This is a genomic window from Cyclobacterium sp., assembly GCF_014762705.1.
Classification (GTDB): Bacteria; Bacteroidota; Bacteroidia; order Cytophagales; family Cyclobacteriaceae; genus Cyclobacterium.
This window is the reverse complement of sequence record NZ_JABURL010000119.1, coordinates 136,939-159,550: the sequence shown is the minus strand read 5'-3', so window position 1 is coordinate 159,550 and position 22,612 is coordinate 136,939. Positions and strand designations below refer to the sequence as shown.

The 22,612-nt window shown below is 44.9% G+C and carries 11 protein-coding genes; 1 reads left to right on the top strand and 10 read right to left on the bottom strand.

What is annotated here, in order from left to right; translation table 11 throughout:
• Positions 1 to 108: 108 nt before the first annotated feature.
• Both HUJ21_RS23980 and HUJ21_RS23975 read right to left on the bottom strand, forming a co-directional pair.
• Positions 109 to 1,890 carry an arylsulfatase gene (locus tag HUJ21_RS23980; RefSeq protein ID WP_291373496.1) on the bottom strand — a complete coding sequence of 594 codons (1,782 nt, stop codon included), beginning with the start codon at positions 1,888 to 1,890 and terminating at the stop codon, positions 109 to 111.
• Between the two features lie 64 nt (positions 1,891 to 1,954).
• Positions 1,955 to 3,406, bottom strand: a complete 1,452-nt coding sequence (locus HUJ21_RS23975) for a sulfatase (protein ID WP_291373495.1) — start codon at positions 3,404 to 3,406, stop codon at positions 1,955 to 1,957.
• A 602-nt stretch (positions 3,407 to 4,008) separates the two neighbouring features.
• Here HUJ21_RS23975 and HUJ21_RS23970 point away from each other — a divergent pair.
• On the top strand, positions 4,009 to 5,370 hold the full coding sequence (locus tag HUJ21_RS23970) for an arylsulfatase (RefSeq protein WP_291373494.1): 1,362 nt from the start codon (positions 4,009 to 4,011) through the stop codon (positions 5,368 to 5,370).
• Positions 5,371 to 5,455: 85 nt separating this feature from the next.
• On the opposite strand, the gene HUJ21_RS23965 is transcribed toward HUJ21_RS23970, so the two are convergent.
• The 8 genes from HUJ21_RS23965 to HUJ21_RS23930 form a co-directional block, all read right to left on the bottom strand.
• On the bottom strand, positions 5,456 to 6,859 hold the full coding sequence (locus HUJ21_RS23965) for a sulfatase (RefSeq protein WP_291373492.1): 1,404 nt from the start codon (positions 6,857 to 6,859) through the stop codon (positions 5,456 to 5,458).
• Between the two features lie 86 nt (positions 6,860 to 6,945).
• Positions 6,946 to 8,313, bottom strand: a complete 1,368-nt coding sequence (locus HUJ21_RS23960) for a Gfo/Idh/MocA family oxidoreductase (protein ID WP_291373490.1) — start codon at positions 8,311 to 8,313, stop codon at positions 6,946 to 6,948.
• A 90-nt stretch (positions 8,314 to 8,403) separates the two neighbouring features.
• Positions 8,404 to 9,963 (bottom strand): RagB/SusD family nutrient uptake outer membrane protein, encoded by a 1,560-nt coding sequence (locus HUJ21_RS23955; RefSeq protein ID WP_291373488.1) that lies wholly within the window; start codon positions 9,961 to 9,963, stop codon positions 8,404 to 8,406.
• Positions 9,964 to 9,991: 28 nt separating this feature from the next.
• Positions 9,992 to 13,198 carry a TonB-dependent receptor gene (locus HUJ21_RS23950; protein ID WP_291373487.1) on the bottom strand — a complete coding sequence of 1,069 codons (3,207 nt, stop codon included), beginning with the start codon at positions 13,196 to 13,198 and terminating at the stop codon, positions 9,992 to 9,994.
• Between the two features lie 963 nt (positions 13,199 to 14,161).
• Positions 14,162 to 16,489 carry a PSD1 and planctomycete cytochrome C domain-containing protein gene (locus HUJ21_RS23945; RefSeq protein WP_291373486.1) on the bottom strand — a complete coding sequence of 776 codons (2,328 nt, stop codon included), beginning with the start codon at positions 16,487 to 16,489 and terminating at the stop codon, positions 14,162 to 14,164.
• Positions 16,490 to 16,770: 281 nt separating this feature from the next.
• Positions 16,771 to 18,306, bottom strand: a complete 1,536-nt coding sequence (locus tag HUJ21_RS23940) for an arylsulfatase (protein ID WP_291373484.1) — start codon at positions 18,304 to 18,306, stop codon at positions 16,771 to 16,773.
• Between the two features lie 23 nt (positions 18,307 to 18,329).
• Positions 18,330 to 20,936, bottom strand: coding sequence for an alkaline phosphatase D family protein (locus HUJ21_RS23935; protein WP_291373482.1), 2,607 nt, complete (start codon positions 20,934 to 20,936; stop codon positions 18,330 to 18,332).
• A 5-nt stretch (positions 20,937 to 20,941) separates the two neighbouring features.
• On the bottom strand, positions 20,942 to 22,576 hold the full coding sequence (locus HUJ21_RS23930; protein WP_291373481.1) for a RagB/SusD family nutrient uptake outer membrane protein: 1,635 nt from the start codon (positions 22,574 to 22,576) through the stop codon (positions 20,942 to 20,944).
• Positions 22,577 to 22,612 lie beyond the last annotated feature (36 nt).

Sequence of the window (22,612 nt, the reverse complement as noted above, 5' to 3'; positions counted from 1 at the left end):
TCTCGTTAAACGGAGAATCAAACGAATAGTACCGGTTTATCTTTTCAGGTTAGACCGTGAAGCCGATACCTCACCTGGAAGAAGACACCGTATCCGAACATCCGAATTTCATGGACCAGTAATCTTTTCCAGCTCCACCCACAGCGGAAAAATACTCTTGCCTTCCGTCACATAGTGGGGAATCAGGTCCACTTCCATTTCCGGCAGGTACACGTTCTTCATGGTAATTTCATCTGTCGGAACCTCCTCATACTGCTCCTGAACAATAAGCGAGTTGGTCTCAAGGACCATTTTACCATTCGTTTCCAGGGGTTTGATAAATTTGAAACGGATATTGTACCTGCCCTCCAGGGTTTTTACCTTCCACATCCCAAAAACTTCCTCCTGGGTCCAGATTCCCCGCTCTCCGTCGGCATCGTTTCGGTTGAGATAAACGGGGTTTTCATGTTCGCTGCCGATTATCATTCTTTGGGCCACATTGAGATTAGCCGATTGCGTCAGGTCCGCAATTACTTCGTCCATTTCGGATTTAAGGTCTTCCGCTATAGCCCTATTTGAACGTACTATGTTTTCTTGTTCGTAAGGATCTTCTTTCACATTAAAAAGACCAAATGCCTCCAGGGACGCATCATGATCTGTATTTCCTACCAATTTAAAATCTCCCTTATGCAGGGCAATGTTATTGTACAACTCGGGATACCGTCTGGTCCAGTAAAAAAACAGCGGTCTGTCCTCAAATTCAACCGCTGTTTCTCCCCTAAGCAGGGCATGAAAGCTCTGGCCATCTATTTTTGTATTTTTGGGAAGGGGGGCATCACAGATCTCCGCCAATGTAGGCAACACATCAATATGGGCCAGGTTAGCTTCTATGTCCTTATTTCCTTGCAGGCGATCTGGCAACCTGAGGAAAAAAGGCACCCTGACACCACCTCTGAACACATTGCCTTTTCTGCCCCGCATCCCGGCCACATACCTGGGTTGCTGAGGCCCATTATCAGTCATGAAAATAACCAGGGTATTGTCGGCAATTTCCAGTTCATCCAACTTCTTTAACAATCTACCCACATTGTCATCAATATTGGAAACCATGGCATACACTTTCCGGGCATCTTCCTTGTTCCTTTCGTTCATTTCAGGAAATGGCCGCCCATCTGCTTCAAAGCCTGAAGCTGGATCAATATCCTTGTACCTTTCATAATATTCGGCTGGTACCTGAAGCGGGGTATGCGGGGCATTGAAAGAAAGGTAAAGGAAAAAAGGATCGGCCCGGTTTTCTTCCAAAAAGCCAATGGCCTCATTGGTGAAAATATCCGAACAATAACCCGAATAGGCCTCTTGTTGGCCATTGTGCCAAAGTACCGGGTCAAAATAGCTGCTGTCTCCTTTAAAGAAGGTAGTAAAATCACCCGGCTGGCCCATTCCTCCCGAGAGGTGGATCAGGGATTCATCGAAACCCTGATCTCCAGGCCTGAAAGGATAATTATCTCCCAGGTGCCACTTTCCAAAAATACCCGTGTTGTATCCCACTTCCTTTAACATTTCAGCAATGGTCACTTCTTCTGTAGCCATAATCGCACCACCATTGTAGGTATCCCTAATACCTGTACGCAGGGAATACCGTCCTGTCATCAGACTCGACCGGGTTGGGGCACAGACGGGTGACACATAAAATTGGTTCAACCGGATACTTTCCTTCCCCAATCGATCCAAAACCGGAGTCTGTACATGGGGGTTACCCGTAATGCCAAGATCTCCATAGCCCTGATCGTCTGAAATGATTAATACCACATTGGGGCGATCAGTTTGCTGATAGGCATGCAAATTCACCATGCACCCCATTAGCAGAATAATGAAAAGCAGCATTCTACTACCAATAAAAGATAATTTCATTTTTTGATGGGTTTACTTTGTAAGAAAACTTGTCTGGCAGAATACCTACGGGACCTTCAATAGCTTATTTTTCCAATTGGTTTTCCACCGGTTCTATACCTGCTTTGTGCGCCTCTACCACAGCCCTGATTTCAGCAATGATTTCAGGATGGTCTGCCGCGATATCAAATCGCTCGCCCGGATCGACATTTACATTATACAATAGCGGTGTTTCCAGCACGGTTGGTGTATTTTCCAGAGGCACCGGAGGTTGGGTCACCGGGTGGGCGGTGGGATTGCCGTATTCCAGTTGGGTGATAAAATGGGCTTTGTAATCTCCTTTTCGAACAGCATATACCTGCTGCCCGCGGTAGTAAAATACCGTCTCCCGTTCACTCTTCCCCGTTCCGCGCAGAAGTGGACTGATGTCGTATCCATCATAAACCCTGTCGTCCGGAAGATCGGTGCCGGTAATGGCACAAAAGGTTGGTAATAAATCCATGGTTGTTGCCATATCTCTAACCACACCAGGTTGTATTCCTTCAGGCCACCAGAAAACGGTTGGTTCCCGCATACCACCCTCAAAAGTTCCACCTTTTGCTCCCCTCAGTGGGCCAGCCGTACCTCCATGAGTGCGGAAAACATGCCAGGGTCCATTATCGGAGGTAAAAACCACCAGTGTGTTTTCAGCAACACCTTCCGCTTTCAGTGCTTCCAGTATTTGCCCCACCGACCAGTCGATCTCCTCAATGACGTCTCCATAGATGCCCGCCAGCGATTGGTCTCTAAATTCCGCCGACCGAAACAAAGGAATGTGAGGCAGGTTATGTGCCAGGTAAATAAAAAAAGGATCCTTTCCGAATTCCTTTATTTTTCCTACGGCCTCCTCAGTGTACCTGCGCGTAATGGTACGTTGGTCCGCAGGTCGTTCAACAATTTCCTTGTCTCTCATTAGCGGAACATTGTATGCCTGATACCTTTCCTCTTCGGCAAGGGTATAATGATCTGTTTTCTCCACCTTATCCATATCATTGGAATAAGGAATGCCAAAATAACTATCAAATCCATGATCTGTGGGCAAATGGGGAGATAAATGCCCCAAATGCCATTTTCCGATGGCAGCAGTTTGGTAGCCGTTTCCCTTAAGGGCCCTGGCAATGGTAATTTCCGATTGAGGCAGGCCTCCTTTGGAATCTGGAAATAACACCCGTCGTTTATCACTGCTCATGCCTGACCTAATGGGAAGCCTTCCGGTAAGCAGGCCTGCCCGGCTGGGGGTGCAGACCGGGGCTGCTACATAGAAATTGGTCCACTTCTGGCCTTCAGACGCCATGCGGTCCAGATTCGGTGTGGAAATAGTGGGATGACCGAAGACACTCAAATCCCCATAGCCCAGGTCATCGGCAAATATGACAATGATATTTGGAGGATCGGCTTTTTTATTTTCCTTACCAGTGATGGCATGACCGGGAAAAGAGGACATGCCAACTAACATCAAACAAATAAGGACAAATGATTTTGGGTTAAATTTTTCCATAAATACTTTAAGGTTAAACAACAATTTCTGCTTTAAATGGATAAAAACCTGGTGGATAATCCAGTTGGCCTGGATAAATGCTTCATTTCCCGAAAATCAGGATCAGTTACATTTTGTAAATTGGCAAAAAAACAGTTTAAAATGAAATCAATTTTACTAAAGATTATGGCCTTCTGTGAAGAAACAAAATTACCAACCACTATTTTCTACAATAAAAAAAAAACCACCCTTATTCCTCTTATATGTTCTTCTATATATGGTTCCCCATTTTTTTTAACCATAGAAGGCATATAAGGAATTATAAGGCTTCGCCAGACTATAAAAAAAAATTCATTAAAATCTTTGCCCTTCTGTGGTGAAACAAAATTACCAACCACAATTTTCTACAATTAACAAAAATAAAAACCACCCTTACTCCTCTTATATGTTCTTCTATATATGGTTCCGCTTTTTTTTAAACCATAGAAGGCATATAAGGAATTATAAGGCTTTGGGTGGACCCATTAAAAAATCCATAAAAATCTTTGCCCTTCTGTGGTCAAACCATTGCCAACATTCCAATTCTTATGTAATTTGAATGTCCATCAATTCATAAACCCAAGATGATATTCCTTAAATTCCTTTTTATCCACATTTTCCCCATGCTGGCAGCTTCCTTGATTTGGTCTGAATCAGGCTTTGACAAGAAGGCAAGCCCCCCTGTCAAACCTAATATCCTGTTCATCTTACCCGATGACCTGGGTTGGGCTGATGTGGGCTATCATGGTTCTGATATCAAAACACCGAATATTGATAGGCTGGCCAGGTCGGGGAAGATTTTGAAGCAGCATTACGTCATGCCAACCTGTACGCCTACCCGTGTCAGCCTGATGACGGGAAAGTATCCGAGCAGGTATGGGGTGCTGGCCCCAGCCTATGGAGAGGTGATTGATCTGGGTGACCCTACGCTTGCTTCCCTGTTGGCCGAAAATGGGTATTATACTGCCATTGCCGGAAAGTGGCACATGGGTTCCCCGCCATACACCCCTTTAAAATACGGGTTTCAATCTTCCTATGGCTACTTTGATGGACAAATAGATCCTTATACCCATGAATACAAAACCGAAACCGAACTGACAGAACGCAGGTCCTGGCACCGCAATGATGAATACCTGGATGAAAGTGGCAGCCATGTGACCGACCTGGTCACAGCGGAGGCCATCCGTATTATCGAGGAGGATAGGGACCAACCCTTTTTCCTTTATGTAACTCACCATGTCCCCCATTCTCCACTATCCGAGCCTGAGGAATACCATGACCTCTATAAGGACGATGTGCTGATGCACCCCTCCCGCCGGCTGTTTGCAGCAGCGGTCAGCCACCTGGATGAAAGCATAGGCCAGATCATCGATGCCCTGGAACGTACCGGCAAAAGAGAAAATACCTTGATTGTATTTGTCAGTGACAATGGTGCCCAGCAAAGCTGGCAAAGTAAGACCGAATACGAGGGCCGGTATGCAGATGATCCCCATCTGGTATTGGGCAATAATTATCCGCTGAGGGGATGGAAAGGCAGTTTACACGAGGGTGGCATAAGGGTGCCTGGTTTTGTCAATTGGCCGGGGCAATTGGAACCGGGCATCATTGATTTTCCCGTCCACGTTTCCGATTGGTTGCCTACGCTTTGCAAACTCACAGGTTTCGAAAATGGAATACCCCGGGATGTGGACGGCAAGGACATTTGGCAAAATATTGTCGATGAGGGGAAAGAGCAGGTACGGGCGCAACCCATGTATTGGAAAATCAGGGGGACACATGCAGTCAGACGGGGCGATTGGAAATTACTCCTTCATGGGGTAGATAAAAAAGAACTTTACAACCTGAAGGAAGATTTCAGAGAGAGCAATAATCTCAGTGAACGGCATCCGGAAAAGGTGGAAGAAATGATGTTATTGCTGGAGGAATTTAAAAAAGATGACCGGTAAAATTCAGACCTTTATAAATCCGATTCTTTCATTAATGCAGATCCCATTTCTTTGTCAGTTTTGGTTAAACTAATTGGTGTCAAAATTACCTGAATGTAGTATCCATACGCTTTTTCAAATTACTTTGGATTTCCTGATAGTCAGGGTGCCCTGCCAGGTTGTTGTACTCCCTGGGATCCTGGTCATGGTCATATAGCTGTGTACCTTTCTCACCACCATCCCATTCAATGTATCGCCAACGTTCGGTCCTTATGGTTCTGCCCATATATGGCCCGGAGTTCCGCCTTACCTGCGTAAATCCGCCATGGTCCCAAACTTCATTTGGATTTTCCAACAAGGGTGAAATGTCATTGCCTTGCAAATATTCAGGAGCTGCCAAGTCACATAGGGCTGCCAAAGTGGGGTAAAGATCCAGTAACTCAACAACCCGATCTGTAACCATGCTGTTACCCGCCTTGCCCGGTGCCGCAATCATCAGGGGAACCCGGGCGGACTCCTCAAAAAGGCTTTGCTTTTTCCATTGGCCATGTTCGGAAAGGTGGTATCCATGATCACTCCAGAATACGACTATCGTATTTTCTGCGAGTCCCAGATCTTCCAAGGCATCCAGCAATTTTCCAACCTGAGCATCTATAAACGTCACTGCGGCATAATAGGCCCTGATGACCTGTTTGCGTTCATGTTCGTCCAATCCCCAATACAAAGGGTTGGTCCAGAAGGCAGCTTCCGGAATGTCCTTGAGATGATCAACAGGTTCATCAGGCAAAGAAATACTTTCCAAAGGATACATGTCAAAGTACTTCTTCGGAGCAATATATGGACAATGTGGTCTGTAGAAGCCGGCGGCAATAAAAAATGGCTTATCCTGATTTTCTTGCATTAATCGGATCGCTTCATTGGCTACCATTCCATCCGTCTGTTCCTCATCCGTACCGGCGGCCTCCAGCCAGCTTAAGGATGAACCCAGCCCCCTGTTTGGAGTCAGGTTGATAAGCTTATCCTCTTCCCTTTTATCCCTGCCAATGGGATTGATGACCTGATTCCAGGATTTTGCATCATCCAAACCATTCGTGCCAATGTCCCCGGGCACCCCATAATGATAAATTTTCCCCACCCTTGCAGAAAAATATCCATTTTCCATGAAAAGTTCGGGTAATGTCGTGACAGTGGGAATAATGTCTCTAAAATCTGTTTTAAGATCAAAAACCTGAGTAGTGTCTGGTCGGAGTCCCGTCATTATCGACACCCTACTTTGGCTGCATTGAGGGTATTGACAATAAGCTTTATTGAACTGAACACCTCTTTTTGCCAACCTTTCCAAATTGGGTGCCTTTACCATTTCATGTCCATAGCCACTGATACCATTGTTGAGATCATCCGAAGCGATAAACAATACATTCATTTTTTTGGTCTCCCTGGTTTCCTGAGCTTTCAAGGGGCCCAAAAATCCAATTAAAACCAATAGCTGAAAGCCTGCTTTTAAAGTCATAAGGCAATTTATTCACTATAATCAATAACCGCCATGGATAATCGGGGAAAAACCAAGAATCCCCCAGGCATTCATTGTTCCATTGTCTAAACTTTCAGTTCCCAGCCATTTCTGTATTCCCTGGACAAATATTGGTTGGCAGCATCATGATTCAGGATTTTCAAATTGCTGGTATCCCATTCCAAAACTTCATTGGGTTGCCTGATGGCCACGGTACCCAAAATCACCGTTTCAGACATGGGGCCGGAAATGCCGAAATGACTTTCTGTATTGGTTTTTCCCAAACAGGCGTCCACAAAATGATGGTAATGATCTCTTTCTTCCAGGTTTGGTGGAGTAACCTGCTCGAATTTCTCTGCTGGCAGCAAAACAGGCATCTTGGTGTGCGGGATCAAAAGAGCTCCCTCAGTTCCAACTAGCATGGCAGATTCAGCAGGATAATCTTCCACAGAAAACATTGCCCTGACCTCCTCAGGGGGATAAAATTCTCCATCGTACCAGTGAACCTTAAATTCGTTTGCTGCAGTATGCTTATTTCCGGGAAATACCCAGGTGATATGATTGCTTTGGGGCCAGGTATCCGCCCTTCGTTCAGGGGAATTCTCCCAGGAATCCTGCACTTTGGCCACCACCGATTTCGGAGCTTTCAAATCCAAACCTTTCCAAACCGCATCCAGGATATGGCATCCTATATCACCGGACCATCCGGTACCAAAGTCCTGCCAGGCCCTCCATTTGGAAGGATGATAAATGGTTGGTGCATAAGGCCTCATCGTAGCTGTTCCAATAAACAAATCCCAATGAAGGTGCATGGGGGGATTCTCACCTCCATCAGGCCTGGGCCCTTCAAAACGATAGGCCTCCGTTGCTCCAGGTCTGTTGGAGCAGAGGTAAACCTCCTTTATTTTACCGATATGGCCCTCTTTGATCCATTGAACGGCTGTCCGGTCACCCTTTCCGGAAGCATGCTGGGTACCCAACTGACTTACTATTCCAGCTTTTTGTGCTGCTTGTGTAAGTTTTCTGATTTCTGCCACATCATGGCACATGGGTTTCTGGCAATATACATGCTTGCCCATTTGAATGGATTGCATGGCAATGGAAAAATGGTTGTGGTCCGGGACACTCACATTGATGGCATCAAAATTCTCAGCCTCCTTTTCCAGCAATTCTCTCCAATCCGTATATTTTTTGGCATTAGGGACTGCTTCTGCTGCCCTGTTCAAGTGGTTTTCATCCACATCACAGATGGCTACAATGTCCACATTCGGATGAGCTTTGAAACGGTTCAAATCATGCCAGCCCATACCTCCTACTCCTACACAGACATGCCTGAGTGGATTTCTTTTGATTTTTCCCATACCGGCATGGCTAAACAAAAGGGGCTGCGCCAATGCTGCCGTTGCTGTAGTGATTAAAAATTTGCGCCTGGAAACGGAATTTTCTTTTCTCATTCTTGGTTTATTTTGGGTTGGAATTAAAATAAAGAATAGCTTCTCCAAAGAGAAGTTATTCTTTATTACATTTAATTATGGTATGAAATCTCAATATCCCGGATTATTTGGGGTAAGGTTGGGGTTGTTTTGTGTTTCAGGTAACGGGAATGGCATCAGGTAATGTCTTTCCTGAAGTGTCTGATTGGAACTCAGGTTTTCGTGGCCGACGAAGTTATCAAAGCCATTGGTAATTTCATTGTAGACTTTGCGGAGCCGCAACATATCAAACCAGGTAATTTGCTCATAACAGAGTTCATGCCAACGCTCTCTCCAAATTGCTTCCCTGAAGCTCTCAGTTGTAAATTCCCCTAAAGCAGGCGTTTCGAGTTCTGCACGATCCCGGATTCTTTTCAGGCTTTCAAGCGCCATGGCGTTAGGACCTCCCACCTCATTCTGGGCCTCTGCATAAATCAACAACACCTCCGCAAATCGAATCAGAGGTACATTTAAATTATTGGCTCTGTTTCCAGGGTTTCCTTCAGACCCCAAAGCCCTTTGATTGAAATGTTTGAAAATATATGGTGCGCCCAAATCAAAGGGTTCTCCACTTCCATTGGTAAAATAACTGGTGTAGAAAAAACCTTCCTGATTGACAGCCCTCAGATCACCTTGCTCATAGGAATTGTAAAACTCATTGGTAGGTACCGTGCTACCTGTACCAGATGGTCCCTGAAATGTAACTGGCTTGAAATTGGGAAACATGTTATTCATGGGATTACCGGCCACTACAATATTGTATTGCAACATAAATATATGCTCCAATAAGTTGTCATTGGTTTCATCATGAAGATCTCCATAGGTGGGAAATAAATTGATTTGATTGGGATTTGCATTGGCATAATCAATGACTTCAGCTGATTTTTGTGCCGCCAACTGATAATATTCGCTACCCATACTTAAGGGGAATCCAGCCATAGTCAGGTAAACTTTTGCCAATTGACTTTTTACGGCCGCAAGCGAGGCCCTTCCGCTAGCATCCATCCAGGGAAGACCTGCTGCCTCTGCCGCTTTCAAATCATCCACAATCAGTTGATAAACCTGCGCTTGTGGAGACGGTGAAGGCCTGAAATTTTCTGAACTTGCGGTTTGTGGAGCAGTGATCAGGGGAATATCGCCCCAGAGTCTAACTGCATAGAAATAGGCCCATGCCCTCAAAAACCTTGCTTCACCAAGAATTTTTGTTTTTTGCGCTTCATCCATAGGAGTGATGGCAGGCACCTTGTCCAACACCAAATTCGCCTGGGCGATCACTTTGTACAAGCCATTCCACCAATTGATCACATGTTGGGTCCGACCATCATAGATCAAACCATACAGATTATTTAAATCCGAATTTTGAGCAGTCTCCGTAGTTGAAGTTCCGGTGGGAGCCTCCAAAAGCTGCCAGGTAGAGGAAAATATTCCTGCTCCGTCTCCAATGAATCTGGTATCAGCGTAAACAGCGGCCAGGGCTGCTTCGGCATGATCCGGAATGGTATAAAAACTTTCCGGTGTAAGGTTAGAAGGATCTTCCTCGCTTAGAAAATCCTGACAGCCCGTCAATACAGCCATGCCAAGCAAACTTATGCCTATATAGATCCAAAATCTTTTCTTTATAATATTTTTCATTTCTAGTTTCGTTAATGATCACCTTAATTTACAATGCAACCTGAATACCCAATAAATAGGTGGTTGGCTTAGGATAACTGTGCCAATTCATACCCTGAGAAAATACATTGTTTCCGTCGCCTCCCCTGATCGGTGCCACTTCAGGGTCACCAATGATTTCATCTCCTGTGATCAGGAAGAAGTTTTGGGTCGAAGTATACACCCTCAACCTACTCAAACGAAGTCTATTTGCCACCTCAACGGGAAAGGTGTATCCTAATAGCAGGTTTCTTCCACGTAGAAATGACGCGTCTTTAACCCATCTGGAATCCACATTGGTTACATAACCTGCGCGGGTGTCTCTGATTTCCGCCACCATGGAATTCTGGTTGTCCGGGGTCCAGGCATCCAGCACCGTACGGTAGCTATTGGCCAGGGCTTGCCGGTCCTCACTTGGGTGCAGGTTCATGTCCAAAAGGTCATTGCCATACATGTATTGCAGATCAATGGCCAGATCCCAGTTTCTAAACCTGATATTATTGGTCAAGGCACCCCAGAATTTTGGGTTTCCATTTCCGATAATCATCCTGTCCGAATCATTGATGGCCTTATCTCCATTTACATCCAGGTACTTAATATCTCCCGGAAGAATAGTCAATCCATTTCTATAACTTACGTACTCAGCGGCTTCACTTCTTTCGGATTCATTCCAGGTTCCAAGCCTTACCAAACCCCAGAAAGATCCTACGGGCTCACCTACCCTGATAATATTGGTTTGGTTGGTGAAATTAGGCCCGCCTACACCGAAAATATCTGCAGGTGTAGCCAATGACAATACCTTATTCCGATTGGCAGAAAAATTAAAGCTACTATTCCAGGTGAAATCCGCTTTTTCAACAACCACTGCATTTAATGTGAGTTCAACCCCTTTGTTTTCCATTGAACCTACATTTCTTCTTATAGTGGCATACCCACTTGTTCTTGGAACCGGAGAATCCAATAACATGTCAGTCGTTTTTCTGTAATAGTAATCAAATTCCACGGTGAGCCTGTTTTGAAACAGACCTAGTTCTAAACCGACATCGGTCTGAGCCGTTTTTTCCCATCTAAGGTCAGGATTGGCCAATCGGTTGATACCTGTACCTCCTACCTGTGTCTCATTCCAAATGGCCGAATAATTGGAGCTCAATAGGGAAAGTGAGGAATAGGGCGGGATCTCTGAGTTACCGGTAAGACCATAACTGGTCCTCAATTTCAAATTTGAAATGGTACTGTTTCCCTTAAGAAAAGCTTCTTCGGACAACCTCCAGGCCAAAGCGGCAGAAGGGAAAATTGCGTATTTGTTATTCTCACCGAATTTGGATGCCCCATCTGCCCTACCGGTTGCTGTAAATAGATATTTATCGTCCAGAATATAATTTATCCTCGCAAAATAGGAATTTAAAGCATGTCTTGAAGCATTGGAGCCAACCCGGGGAAGTTGTGAACCGGCTCCCAGGTTATTGTATGTAAAGAAGTCCGTTGCAAAATTCTGGATACTGGCACTCATGCTGGAGTAAGTGTTTTCCTGCCAGGAAATACCCAATAAACCGGTAAAAGCATGTCTTTCTCCAAATACTTTATTATAGGTAAGGTAATTTTCCAAGGACCAGAAACTGTCCCTTTCCAAACTTTTAGACGCCGTGCCTGACTGGGCAATGGCTAAGGTCCGGGTGCTGGATTGGTTATTTTCCTGGGTTAAAATATTCACTCCTAACACGGTCCGCATTTCCAATCCCTCTGCAAATTTTATATTTGAATAAGCACTTCCCAAAGTCGTTTGGGTATTCAAAATATACTTTCTCCCGTATAGTCGGTGCATGGAACTCATCGTTCCTTCTGCAAAAGGATAATCCCTGTTGTTGGCAAAAGTGCCATCCTCATACCTTACCGGTAAAAAAGGAAAATCCTCCACAATTTGTCTTGGTACTGCATCACTGACATCTACCAGATTTTCTGATTGGTTATTATAACTGATAGTACCCCCTATTTTCAACCATGGTTTAACCTGATCATCAATGGTGAAGCGGGTGGAATACCGGGTAAGGTAGGATGTTTTTAACAAGCCCTGATCATCCCTATAACCCAAAGACAAAGAATAAGTCGTCCTTTCGTTTCCTCCTGTAAATCCCAACTGATGGTTTTGGGACAATTTATTTTGAGTCGTTTCATTCAACCAGTTGGTGTCGAACAATGGGTTTCCCTGGCTATCAAATACCCTGGGATCAGTTCTTCTAAGTGCAGGGTTCAGATAGGCCCATCTACCGGCATTCCAACCTTCCGGGTCGTATTTTTCCATATTTCTCCAGGCAAGATCTTCCACAGCCATGTATTCTGCTGCATTCAAAACCTCAGGTCTGTTAGGACCGATGGTATTCACGCTGAAATCTACATTATAAGTCAGCGTTCCCTCACCAGATTTACCTTTTTTGGTGGTAATTAGGATTACTCCATTGGCACCTCTGGATCCATAAATGGCAGTAGAGGAGGCATCTTTCAATACCTCAACAGACACGATGTCGTTAGGGTTAATGTAATCAATGGCATTACTGGCCTGAGCCTGGTTACTCATAGGAAGCTGGACACCATCCACCACATATAGGGGGTTATTTGAAGAGTTAATAGAACTGAATCCACGGATACGGACATTGGTTCTACCACCGGGGCGTCCTGAATTCACGTTTACCTGAACACCCGCAACCCTGCCAGCCAGTGCCTGATTCAGAGATGGAGAAGGACGCTCGTTTAATTCCGCTTCTCCTACTGAACCCACCGAACCTGTCAGATCTGATTTCTTCTGTGTTCCATAACCAATCACCACAACCTCTTCCAGTGCGGAAGAATCCTGAATTAGCCGAATGGTCAATTCTGTCTGATTGGTTATCTTAATGGTTTGGGACTGATAACCGATATAAGAAATCACCAAAGTGGCTTCTTCAGGCACAGTAATGGAAAACTTGCCATCTAAATCTGTGACTGTTCCTCTACTTGTTCCTTGGATAGATATAGTAGCACCGGGCATAGGAAGCCCATTTTCATCTAAAACCGTCCCTGTTATGGATACGTCCTCTTCAGAAAATTCCGGATTTGGATCATTGTTTGTCATCCCTGAAGCCTGAGTTGGTGGGCCCCATAACAGGATAATTAAGGGCAAATACAGAACATAAACTGCCCTGTGTAGCAGGTTTCTTCCTGCTTTTGGTAATTCGTTTTTCATTTTAGATTGGGTTTATGATAAATGATTAATTGCCACAGTGCCCATTCTCAAAGAAATTGGGCGTCACTGTTAATGGAAAGACTTTGAAAATCTTTCACCTTGAATGGATTCAGGAACTGTTCGCTATACTCATCTGGATAAATTGAATTATGGTTAATAAATAAAAATCAAAACATCCCCGATCCGGTTGAAAACCTGCTCAGGGCAAAATTAAATCCCTCTTTAACCGCCAAACCTTAAAGGTTTCATTTTAATCTTCCTACAGTTAAAACCTTTCTTCTGAAACCCAAAAAGTTTTTTACTAATGATCAACTGGATAATTGAATGTGCTATGAATTCATTGTCTCTGGTCAAACTTTTAGCAATACTACTGCTATCGGAGTTTTAAGGTGGAATAGGTTGCTGGTTGTCAGTTAGTCAGGAGGTTAAATAATTAAAATTGGTAAGTAAAACTCAAACCTGTATATGCGTATTTTACAAACTTTATATTCCATTTAAATTTTAATATGTAAAATATAAGCTTATAAAAATAAAAAATACCAATACAATTTCCAATACTAAACAGCTTAAATATTGATTTTTTTAATGTGAAAAATAAGGACCTGGAATGTTTGTTCCAATTAGCTGAATTTTCTATCAATACCAATAAAGAGCAGTGGCCTTTATTCGGCTCTTCCGGGGAAAATTTTGACCTTGTGGCTTATCTTTTTGGAAAGAAAAATCCCCGTTTGGGGATTTTTTATTCGTTGGGATTTAAGTCCAATTACCTGATAGGATAAACAATTTTAGGCCCGGTCAAATTTATCGTATCCATCCCAAAACCTCAGCACGAGAAAATCCCTGTATCCTTAGCAAAAAAAGGGTTTACCGGGATTTCATTTTCTAAATCCCAAGCAGGGGGGAAAACGGCGGCCCAAGCAAAACTTTACATGCAGGTTTATGTATAAAGAACGTCTCAGGTAATTAGGTCTTCGTTATGGCCTCTTCCAGGTTGTACAAGGCAATGATTACCTGCATCAATGCTGCTGATTCCTGAGCTTGCTGTTCCTTTAACATTGGGAATTCCCCGACTTCCACTGCCTTCTGTGCGACCTTGGGTTCAGCACTAAACCTGAGCAGTTCTTCTTCATAAAATGCCAGCATCATTTCCATTTCTTCCTTTTTAGGGATTCGGGATAAAATTCTGATAAAGGCTTCTTCTATGGCCGATCCGGGATTTTCATGGGCTTTATTCAATTTTTCTGCCAGTACCCTTGAGGCCTCTAAAACCATGGGGTCATTGAGCATGGCCAATGCCTGTAAGGGGGTATTGGTCCTGTTTCTTTCTACCTGACAAATGTCCCGGTTACTACCGTCAAAAATCAACAGGGATGGTGGGGGCAATGTCAGCTTGATAAAGGTATAAATCCCTCTCCGGTATAATTTATCGCCCTTATCCTGACGGTAAACGTTCAATTCTCCCCTTCCCGAACTGGAAGCCTCCCACAAACCGGCAGGTTGGTAGGGTTTTACACTGGGGCCTCCAATCTCGGGAACCAATAAACCACTACTGGACAGCACAAAATCACGAATAAGTTCGGCATGCAGGCGAAGCCTGGGAAATCGGGCCAAATATACGTTTTCGGGGTCCAATTCCATGTGTTTGGGTTCCACCTGAGCAGATTGCCTGTAGGTAGCCGAACTGACAATCAGTCGAATTAGTCTTTTGATATCCCAGCCATGCTCCCTGAAATCCACTGCCAGCCAGTCCAAAAGTTCAGGATGGGTGGGTAATTTCCCCTGCATGCCAAAATCAGCTGATGAAGGCACCAATCCCTTTCCAAAGATCTCCTGCCAGATCAGATTGACAAATACCCGGGAAGTAAGCGGGTGGTCATCTGCAAATGCCCATTTCGCCAAACCCAATCGATTCCTTGGTAATTCAGGATCAAAAGCCTTGATAACTCCGGGTGTGCCAGCCACTAAAGGCTCTCCAGTAGGCGCATCATAAACCCCCCTGTCCAAAACATAAGTCGGCCGGATAGAATCTTGCAAGTCCGCCATGATAGAAACAGCAACGCTGCTGGTGTCCGGGTGATTGACAAACGACAAAATATTTTTAGTATCTTCTTCCTCCACCCATATCAGTGGGGTTTTTGCCCTTACAGGTGATCCGGCTCCTCCTTCAAATCCCTTCTCTGGAGTATTGTTAAAAAAAGCATAAAGACTGAAATAATCCTTTTGCGAAACAGGATCATATTTATGATCATGGCATTGGGCACATTCCATGGTTATACCAAGGCTTACCTTGCTAAATGTATTGGTTTTGTCAAGGGCATATTCTACCCGGTATTCTTCATGAATGACGCCTTCCTCCTCTGTAATTTTATGATTGCGATTAAATGCGGTGGCCAACAACTGCTCCTTACTGGGATTTGGAAGCAAGTCTCCTGCAAGTTGCCATGTCAAAAATTGGTCATAGGGCATGTTTTGATTAAAAGCATGAATCACCCAGTCCCTATAGGGCCATTGCGTCCGAATATTGTCATTCTGATAGCCGAATGAATCAGCATATCTCGATATATCCAACCAAAGTAAAGCCATCCTCTCCCCAAAAGCTGGCTTTGCCAAATAATGTTCGATCATCTCTTCCCAGCTTTGCTCATTGTTCAAAAACCCTTTTACCTCTTCCACCTGCGGAGGAAGGCCTGTGAGATCCAAACTCAATCTTTTCAGCAAATACGACTTGTCCGCTTCAGGGCTGGGCGAGAGACCATTGGCTTTCATTCTGGCCAAAATAAAAGGATCAATTGGATTTTCAGACCAGCCCTCTCTGTCATTCTCGGGAAGCTCCTGTTTTTCAGGAGGAACAAAGGCCCAGTGTTTTTCATATTTCGCTCCCTGATCGATCCACTTTTTGATCAGGTTTTTATCATGCTCCGTAATTTTGAGATTGGATTCCGGAGGAGGCATCATTTGAGCGGGATCTGTTGAAAAAATTCGTTGGATCAACATGGATCCCCTGGGATTTCCAGGAATAACAGCGTGTTTACCGGGATTCTCTTTCAGTGCTGCATAGGCGCCCTCTTCCGTATCAAGGCGTAATCCAGCCTCTCTCTTATTGGCATCCGGACCATGGCAGGCAAAACAATTATCAGATAAAATGGGTCTGATATGAAAATTATAACTGACTACATCCGGAATTTCAGGATTGCTTTTGGCTCCACCTTCCTGACAACCGTAAAGTAAAATACTGGCCATTAATGGGGCAATCAAGCCCGCCAGCAAATATTGATACACTTTTAAATGCATGAGGACATTTGGTTAATAAGCAGCATAAGGTACCAAATATCCGTTAAATTCCCAATACAGTAATCGATTAGTCAGACAATACATAAAAAAATAAAATATACTGCCTGAAATAGCCAGTCCTTTCATCTGTTTATAATTTGTTTTTAATAGGTTACCCCGATTAGTCGGGGAAGGCTATCTGAGCAATAAAAATCAAATTATTAATAAATAAAAACCATGTTTTGCGAATTTGGGACAGGTTTAAAATTCGTATTCCATAATTGGCCCTTTGGTAGCTTTATCTATTGTTCTTCTCCCAATGCTGCATACCTCCAGCGGGGATTGGAGGCCGGCACATGTGCTTCAGCAACAATAGCTTCCACTTTTCGGATGATCTCAGGGTGATCGGCAGCCAGGTCATTGCTTTCCAAAAGATCATTAGTCAGGTCAAATAGTTGCCATTCCGATTCCCCTTCGTGTATGTTTAGCCTCAGGGCTTTCCAGTTTCCTATCCTAACAGCCATCTGACCACCATAGGAAGGGAATTCCCAATACAAGTATTCGTGCTCTTTTTGATCTTCTCCAATTAAGGTTGGCAGGAAGCTGACACCATCTGAATCGTAGGTTTCCTCTGTTCCGGCAATTTCCACCAAAGTAGGCATCACATCGTAAAATACAGAAACATGGTCACTTTGGGTTCCTTTCTCGATTTTTGCTGGCCAGGAAGCAATCATGGGTACCCTGATTCCTCCTTCATACAAGTAACCTTTGCCATAACCCCTTTCCTCTCTGAAAACCCCTGCGCTATTAAACCAGGGAGAATCCGTACCCCCATTGAAGGTGGGGCCATTGTCTGAGGTGAAAATAATCAGGGTATTGTCGTATACCCCCTGGTCTTTAAGCTGTTGTACCAAATTACCTACCTGCTCATCCAGGTAGCTGACCATGGCCGCATAGGTAGCCCTTGGATGTCGGGCCGGAAAATAAGACCTTTCACCCAGGTAGGGTTCCTCCTCACCAAACTTGTCCACATAATAATCGATCCATCTTTCTGGGGCCTGCAGGGGAACATGCGGAATAGGTGTAGCCCAATAGAGGAAAAACGGATGATCGGTCTCTTCCTTTACAAATTCCTGAATGCGTTTAAACATCTCTTCTGGTGCATAATCGGTAAGAAAGTAATCAGCATAGCTTTCTTCGACATAGGGATCCGCCCCTTCAGGCAAGCGGGTATTTGGTGGAATGGTATCATTGTTTAAATATACCCGCCGATCATTTTCCCAAAGGTGTACAGGGTATAAGGTGTGCGCCTGCCGTTGGCAATTGTAACCGAAAAAATAATCAAAGCCTTGCTTATTGGGTACCCCAACCGTATGTGGGGCTCCTAAACCCCACTTTCCAACAACGGCCGTGGTATACCCTGCTCCCTGCAGGAGAGAACCCAAAGTAGTGGTTCCCTCCTTTATAGGGCGCTGCCCTTCCAGGGTAGAATCGGCAAGCATGGCCATGTAATTCCATACATCACCCCTATCTCCCCATTCGTCATTTCCCCTCACCTGCGCCCTGCCACTGTGCTGGCCTGTAAGCAGTACCGCCCTGGCAGGTGCGCATACCGGAGCGCCTGAATAATGTTGTGTAAACAACATCCCGCTGGCAGCCAGGGCATCAATGTGAGGGGTCTCGATCTTTTCCTGCCCATAACAGCCCAAATCCCCATAACCCAAATCATCGGCCAAAATGTAAATGATATTGGGTGGGCTTTGGGGCCGATCCTTTTCGGGTGAACAGGCAAAGAAAAGGACTGCAATCAAGGGTAAGATGATCATTCGGAATGTCATGGAATATTTAAATTTGGCAATAATTAAACCTGATAATTTACAAATAAGGTCTCTTTTTGATTCAGATCCAAAGCCAATCCCTGAAATAATTGTGTCCTATCCTGTCCATCTTCCCATACTTTTACCTGGTATTTGCTATCTTTAAATACTTTGGGCCGGAAAGTTTTTTCCCTTACCCTGAGCGAATAGACCAGTTCACCGCTTTCTTCATCCACCACCTCGATTATGGGATTGTGGCAGTTGTTCAGGTCCAGGACAGGCAGGGTACCTGCGCTTGCTTTGGCAAAATTATCCTGCTGGGTGATAGTAACAGGCCAACCTTCGAATTGACCATCGGGTTGTTTTTCAGGATCTACATACCTTGGCCAGCACTCCAGGTTAATTTTCTTTTGGGCTTTATCAAAAGTGACCAGACCATAGCCGGTGGACCGGTCATGAATCAGAGCCGGCTCCTGACCTGTTTTTCTGGGATTGGCCACCGCATGCACCGTCATTTTATTTCCGAAGCCATCATGAAAATTGCCTGTATAGGCAGGCTTACCTGGAAGCCCTTCATGTTGATCACCAACAGGCGGCCACCAACGCCTGGGAAAGAGGTTATTTAATGCCGGACCGGCAAAGGCATAACCCGCATCTCCAAATTCATCCACCCCATAGTGAACTACAGAAGCCAGGTGTTGGTCACCCGCCACGTGTAGTGCAAAGGCTTTCCGAATTATTCGCAAAGCTTCATCCCGGCCTTTTTGTGGCCAGCCATTGGAGTCCATATCCGTGGTAGGGGCGTCGCCAGATACATAAACACCGGGTTCGGGAATAGGAAGCCGGGGAACGATACTGTCAATGATGCTGCCTTCCGGCAGTGTGGCAACCGTGCAAAAATTTGTTTGAGACAGTACTGCCTTCATTTCAGCACCTTTGCTCCAATCGGTGGACCAGTGTTCTAAAAATTCCAGCTGTCTTTCACCCAAAAGCTGCGCTTCTACATCGTAGTGGGCTTTGATATCAAATTCACGATTCTGAATAAACCCATTCGTCACCATGGCCTCCTCAGGCAAAACATTCTTGGGTGCGGATTTGAATTTCCGATCCTCCAAAATCGCAAAACTTACACCTCCATAAACCCAATCGGTATAATAGGTACCTATGCCCTGTTTGACCGGGGTAGGGTCAAAAGGATCCGGCAGGTGGCCGGTCTGGGTCAGTTGCACCATGTTCACCCATTCAGGCGGCATTTTGTATCCACCCTGGTCCTGGGCCACATAGCCCCATCCCTCATCGGTGGGGGCATTTTTGCCGGCTTCTCCCCAAACATTTCCATGGTACACATCATGGTCATCTGGAATAAAGGCACTTGGAATGTGTCGGAAAATTTCCCGGTAAGACCAGCCAAACATGTACCATTTTCGCAGGTAATCGAGGCTGGATTTTTCCAGGGGAGCGGTCTGAATGCCGAATCCGCCAGTACTTTCATAAAACTGATCGCCCAGAAAAACAGCCAGGTCGGGCTGGTGTTTCAGGGAATGGATGCTTACCTCCTGATCCGGAAACCCATAATCTGCATTACAGCTGAAAACTGCCATCTTGACCTGATCCATATCCTTTGGCTCTTTGGCAATGGTGCCGGTATAATAATAGGAACTGTTGCCAGATTTCAGAGGCAGGTCCAATTTGACCCTGTATGGGGTAGCCTTTCCGGCTTGCCAATTTTCCTGCCTGAAATGGGCCACTCTGCCCAAAGGATCTGGCAAGGCTTCCTGCAAGGTTTCCCACTGGCCATTTTGCCAGACCTGAAGGCTGAGCTGAAGCCCGCTGATTCCATCTACCGGCGTCAGCTGGGCAGCCAATTTAAGTGTTCCGTCATGCAGGGTATACTGGGCAAAACAGATTGGTCCAAAAGCCTGCGCTGCGTCTGCTGCAATTTTGTCTCCGGATATTTGCCATCCGGAAAAGGCCACCGATGGTGAGCCTGTGTTTTCCAAAGGAAAATGAGACACCAGAGCCAGATTCCCTTCCCATGTAGCCTTGGGTTGGGTATAGGTCAACATGGCCAGCAATTTGCCATTCCCTGAATGCTGCGCTTTCAATTGGAGTTCATTTCCGATTCCTTCCAGTTTGAGGGTGATTTCAGCATCAAGGGAGAGTTGTTGGCTGCCTGTTTTTTCTCCAATAAAAAGGTAGCCCTGTCCGTTGATCCCAGCATCGAGTCCCTGGCCAAAAACTGCGGCAGAGCGATAATCTTCAAACTTTCCTTTTGCTGCAAGCCGAAAACCGGCATAGGCTTCCTGTATTCCTTTGGCTGCTGCATTCAACCAATCCATGTTGACCTGTAGGGAAAAATTTCCGGAACCGGAACCCATTTGATGGGTAAGGCAATGAAGCGAGCGATTTTTGTCGGAGATGACACAAACGGCACGTCCCTGACGGATTTCCCAATCCTGCAACCTGTTGCCCCAATATTCCGGCCCTACCCAGGGCATATCCGGCCATTGCTGCCATTGACTGGCAAAATTGGAGGGAGCTAAATTGCCTTTTACTTTTGGTGCCGGCACAAAACCTGCTGTGCCGCCCAACAGCAGGTGGGGTGTAACAGATCCCAGGGCGATTGCTTTTACTGCATGTCTTCTTTTCATGATATCTATTCTGCCAATTTTGGGTTAATGTTGGTTTCTGACTCAGGAATAGGCCATTGGTAATCGCCTGGCCTGAAATTTTTGGTAGTAACATACCACCTGGATTGAGGGTCCAATTTAATGGAAGTAGTTGGATACCTTACCGAATTCGGAAAGGGTGCCCCCCAAAAATCACCATTTAACACTTCCTCTCCTATTTCCCAACGGAAAATATCCCATAACCGGGTACCTTCAAAGGCCAATTCAATTCTGCGTTCGCTTCTTAGAATTTCCCGGAGAACATCCGGGTTGGTTTCTGTAATAGGAGGCAAATTTACTGATTCTCTTCCTCTGACAAGATTAATCGTTTGATCCAGTAAGTTTTGGGTAATGGGGTTTCCTGCTTCAAGTTCAGCTTCCAGATAACTCAACAGGACCTCCGCATACCTGATAATCGGGATATTTCCGCCATAGTCATTTCTTAAATTACCATTAAAAGTTTCATCAAAATATTTTCTAAACCCAAATCCGGTACGTGTCGCTTGTTTGGAATAGGTAAGCTGATCGACGGATTGGGTGGAATCGGGATGACATACATATCTTCTTCCTAGGAAAGTTGATTCATTCCAAATAAAGGTATCCCTAAATCTCTGATCCCGGTTGGCTCCCATATCCTCCTGGACAAACTTTGGGTCATCATAGGAAAAGGGCGTTCCGTCCTCAAATCCATATTCCTCTGCCAGGCTTCCCAGTGGATTGATAATATGCCAGCCGCTTGAGGCAGCAGGAAATGCATGCTGGGGCATGGCATTTGGGGCTAATCCTGAAACAAATTGCACGCTGAAAATATTTTCTGCACTGTTTTCGTTTTCTGTGGTAAAGAGCGGCCCGTATTCCGAATCGATTATATTATCTCCATAATTGATGATTTGTTGGTATACTTCAGAGGCCTCATCAAATCTTTTCTCAGCCAGGTATAATCTGCCTAAAAAAGCCAGGGCCGCTTGTTTGCTTGCTCTACCAATTTCGGAATCAGGAATTTCGGAAAATCTGGGAAGTCCATTTACTGCTTCCGATAATTCCTGTATCACAAAGTCCACAATAACCGTCTTGCTTGATTTTTCAACGTTATTGGCTTCATCCGGTGTGAGTGTATTGGTAACCAAAGGAACATCTCCCCAAAACTGAGACAAATAAAAATACTGCGTTGCCCTAATAAACCTGGCTTCGCTTTTCATCCGCTGCATTTTTACTTCTGGCATATTGACATTATCAATATTTTCCAGAAAATCATTGGCAATGGCTATGCGCCTGTAGGAACCCTGCCAATAACCGTTTACCACATTATTGTTTGGAAGCAGTGTTCCATCCGTCAACCGGTTATAGGTAGAATTGTCTCCGCGCCTGTCATAGGAATTATCTGTGGCGAATTCCAAAAAAACGATTCCACAGTAAGTCCACCAGTCTGAGGGTACTACCTGCGTTCCGTAATTTATATTTCCTCTGTACATTCCTGTTAAAGCTATCAAAGCATTGGATTCCGAAGTCCAGAATGTCCCACTGGCAAAAGCATCGGTGGGAAATTGCTCCAGTTTATCATCGCAGGAAATACCCGAAAGCAACAAGAGCGCGACGAACAATGGCTTATATATCGTTTTCATAAGATTAGTCCTTAAAATATTTGTATTCATTTTTTC